Raw genomic sequence first — 3153 nt, 5'->3', positions numbered from 1 at the left:
TTCAAGTCGGCCCCCCTTCGGAACAGGTTGATCGAGAGAGTGCGCATCTGCTGCATACTTTTTAGCAAGTTCGCTCCCGGCGTGTGGCTAAACTGCCTCAGCTCAACACTCATTTTTTGCAAAACTGAAGAATCGAGGACCGCCCTTCCTTCGATCTTCTGGAAGAAGTGCCGGATCCGCCAGGAGATCGGCATACAGATGCCGGCGAAACCTGACAGTCCGTCGCCGCGTCGTAACGAAGATAGCACCCGGCCGTTGCGGGCCCTTTACGCGGGCAAACTGATCGGATTAAAAGGTGTGCATTTCGCAATAGAGGCCGTCGCCGAGGCGCGCCGCCGCGGCTCGGACGTCACGCTGACGATCGCAGGAGAGGGGCCCCTGCAAGCGTGGCTCGTCGAACTGGCGCGCAAGGTGGGCGTTGCGGACTCCGTAGAATTTCTAGGCCATCTCGATCGTGCGTCGCTCTTGACCGCTTACGCTGACGCAGACGTCTTCGTCTTCCCCAGCCTGCACGATTCCAGTGGCAACGTTGTACTCGAAGCGATGGGGGCGGGCTTGCCCGTGATATGTCTGGATCTTGGTGGACCGAAGAGCTTCGTCTCTGAAACAACGGGATTTATTGTCGGCGCGTCTTCGATGACCGTGGCGCAGATCCCACCGGCGATTGCCAACAGGCTGATCGAGCTCGCGAGCGACCGTCCGCTGCTTCAGCGCCTCAGCGCGGCGGCTGTTCAGCGTCGCACGGACTTTCTATGGGAAAAGCAGGTGTCACGTGTCTATGACGACATTGCGCAATACAGGAGTACTGGCCGATCGAAGGTCCGTACCTGAAAGAAAGCCCAAACGCCATTCAAGCCTCATTCGGTGGATAGATTCGTCGACCTCCGCGCTGCCTGCGTCGCCTTGACGTCAGCCGCTTCATCAACGGCTGCGTGCGCCGGAGAGATCCGGCGCTGCAGTCCCGACACACGCCACCGTCCGATGAGCGGTTCGATTCTGTACCACCCTTGTTTGGCGGGTACTGCGACGCGTCCCCACCAGGTCGTCGCAATTTCGAATGACCAGGTTGCAGTGGCGACGTCGCGGCTCCAATAGGTCTTGAAGCGTTCCGCGCCCACACCGAAGTCGAAGTCTTTTTCATGTTCGAGTGCCCAGCGTACGCAATGTTCGACCACGATGAGGCCAGGACCGAACTTCGCAAGATTCTCATCGAAGCCGGTGATCAGGCCGTTCACACAAGTCGTCCCCAGCCCGATAATCGAAGCGGCGGCCGGCGCGCCGTTCAGGGTGATGACAAAAAGCCGACCCTGTGCATAAGGGTCGGCCGAGTTCAAAAGATCGAGAAGGTAATTTCTATAACCGGCCGTTTCTAACCAGCCGGCGCGTTTATCGCCGCGCTCCACCCATTCACGTTTGCGCGCAACCAGCCAGTCCACCCATGCAGGAAACTCGGCGGCGTCCCCTGAGCCCAGCGCGCGAACGACAAGCTGACCTTCTTTCGCAAGCCGGCGCTCACGAGCGTCGGGTTTCTTCTTGCCAAGATTTCCGAGTGTCGCGCAAAACGTCGGCCAGTCTTTTTCGCCTCGCAGCCGCGCGGTCGAGGTCGTGCCTTTTACGGCAACCATCAAACCCGGTTGTGCCGCGGCCAGCCGATAAAGCGGCGTGTCGCCGTCGACATAGGGCAGCACCATCGCATCGGCGCGGCACTGCTTCATCGCTGCCTGCCACGCCTGCGTAATAGCGGCGACACGCAAGCCGTCGTCCTCCGTGAGCATGGTCGAATGCTCCGCGGTGTCAGGCGTCAACGGGCGTAGCATCGTCCACAGCAATTGCCGGTAACTGACGAGCGGCCACACCAGCACCAGACGATTTTCCTTGCGCAGCGAGATACAGCACAAGCGTCGTCCACGGGCCTGCGCAGTGTGAACCCAACTCAGCCAACATACGCTGAAAGCCTGATGATGATGACCGTTCGCGCGCGACCAAAGCGCATCCCACTCGTCTTTTAGCGCGTAGAAACGCGCTGCGTCGCGAACGACTTCCAGATCGAAGTGCTGCGCATATGCATCAACCTGACTCGCGGCGTCCGGGCGTGGGCGTTCGGCTTGTACGTCGCAACCGGGTATCGAAACACGCTCAGAGCACATCGTCGTTTATCCGGAAACGTTCCAGTGACGTCAGTATGTCGGCGGGAACCGCCGGTACATATCGTCCGGTCACCAGTTTCACAAGAAGCCTCGTACCACGCGCGGCATAGTGGAGCGTCGAGCGCAGCGGCATCACCCGGCCGAGCCGCGAGCGGCTCGCGATCTCCATCGTTTCGACTTCGCCGACCGAGCGCAGCGCCCGAGTCTTTTGCTCGGGATAGTAGCGCATGCAGGACAAGAACTTGTCGATATGCGCAATGCGCGTGGACTGCGCGAAACGGTCCCACAGGTCGGCGTCCATTGCGAGGTCGAAGCGCGGATTCAGTCCGCCGACCCGCTCGAATACGCTTCTGCGCCAGAACATCGACGGCTGCGGCACATAGTTGTGATCGAAGCGCATCAGGAACTGGCTAAACGGAATTTCCCGTTTTTGCCTGATCAGTTCTCCTTTACCGTCAATCCAGATTGCGTCGCCGTATACCGCTTCGACATGAGGATGCTCAGCGAAAAAATCAGCCACCACCTGCAGTGCGCCCGGCAGCAGAAGATCGTCCGAGCAAAGCCAACCCATGATCTCCCCACGGCAACGCTTGAAGCCCTTGATCAGCGCATCGGTTTGACCATCGTCAGGTTCCGACACCCAGTACTCGACTTGCGTGCTATAGCGCTTCAGGATATCCAGCGTGCCGTCGCTCGAACCACCGTCCATGATGATGTATTCGAGTCCAGGGTACTGCTGTTCAAGCACGGACCGGATTGTCGCGTCGATGAATTTGCCATGCTGATACGAACACGTCACAACCGAGATGGAAGACGTTGAGGTCATCGCGCGAGTCCTGTAATCGTTTCTTCAAGCGCCGTCCGGTGCAGGCAAATGCCGAGCAGCAGCCCCAGACTGACCCATATCAGCATTCCTTTGTCGGGCTGCAGCATCAATGGATTCACCGCATAGACAGCGACGGCGCTTAGACTCATGCACGCAAACATGTGAGCTGCGGCACTGCGT

General features: G+C 59.2%; 5 protein-coding genes. 1 reads left to right on the top strand and 4 read right to left on the bottom strand.

Annotated elements, in window-relative coordinates; all coding sequences use genetic code 11:
- Positions 1-194, bottom strand: a 194-nt coding sequence (locus WCA53_RS02270) for a hypothetical protein (RefSeq protein WP_423905038.1), incomplete at its 3' end; no start/stop codon positions are given.
- A 4-nt stretch (positions 195-198) separates the two neighbouring features.
- On the opposite strand from WCA53_RS02270, the gene WCA53_RS02265 reads away from it, so the two are divergent.
- On the top strand, positions 199-831 hold the full coding sequence (locus tag WCA53_RS02265) for a glycosyltransferase family 4 protein (protein ID WP_423905035.1): 633 nt from the start codon (positions 199-201) through the stop codon (positions 829-831).
- A gap of 26 nt (positions 832-857) precedes the next feature.
- Here the strand turns inward: WCA53_RS02265 and WCA53_RS02260 are convergent, their stop codons facing one another.
- From WCA53_RS02260 to WCA53_RS02250, 3 genes are all read right to left on the bottom strand, one after another.
- A complete protein-coding gene (locus tag WCA53_RS02260) occupies positions 858-2147 on the bottom strand; it encodes a GNAT family N-acetyltransferase (RefSeq protein WP_423905033.1) in 1290 nt (429 codons plus the stop codon).
- The gene (locus tag WCA53_RS02255; RefSeq protein WP_423905031.1) at positions 2137-2973 is read right to left on the bottom strand and encodes a glycosyltransferase family 2 protein; all 837 of its coding nucleotides are present in this window, start codon (positions 2971-2973) and stop codon (positions 2137-2139) included. The genes WCA53_RS02260 and WCA53_RS02255 overlap by 11 nt, the downstream gene beginning before the upstream one ends.
- Positions 2970-3153 (bottom strand): hypothetical protein (locus WCA53_RS02250; protein ID WP_423905028.1); only part of this gene is annotated, 184 nt, incomplete at its 5' end. The genes WCA53_RS02255 and WCA53_RS02250, both read right to left, overlap by 4 nt.

It is taken from the genome of Caballeronia sp., from assembly GCF_049581465.1.
In the GTDB taxonomy this organism is placed as follows: domain Bacteria; phylum Pseudomonadota; class Gammaproteobacteria; order Burkholderiales; family Burkholderiaceae; genus Caballeronia.
The sequence above is the reverse complement of the archived record's forward strand: the minus strand, read 5'-3'. Positions and strand labels throughout refer to the sequence as shown.

Bases quoted from the DNA above. Each gene is read 5' to 3' on its own strand.
- WCA53_RS02260 (WP_423905033.1), bottom strand. From the start codon at position 2,147: ATGTGCTCTGAGCGTGTTTCGATACCCGGTTGCGACGTACAAGCCGAA.
- WCA53_RS02265 (WP_423905035.1), top strand. From the start codon at position 199: ATGCCGGCGAAACCTGACAGTCCGTCGCCGCGTCGTAACGAAGATAGC.
- WCA53_RS02255 (WP_423905031.1), bottom strand. From the start codon at position 2,973: ATGACCTCAACGTCTTCCATCTCGGTTGTGACGTGTTCGTATCAGCAT.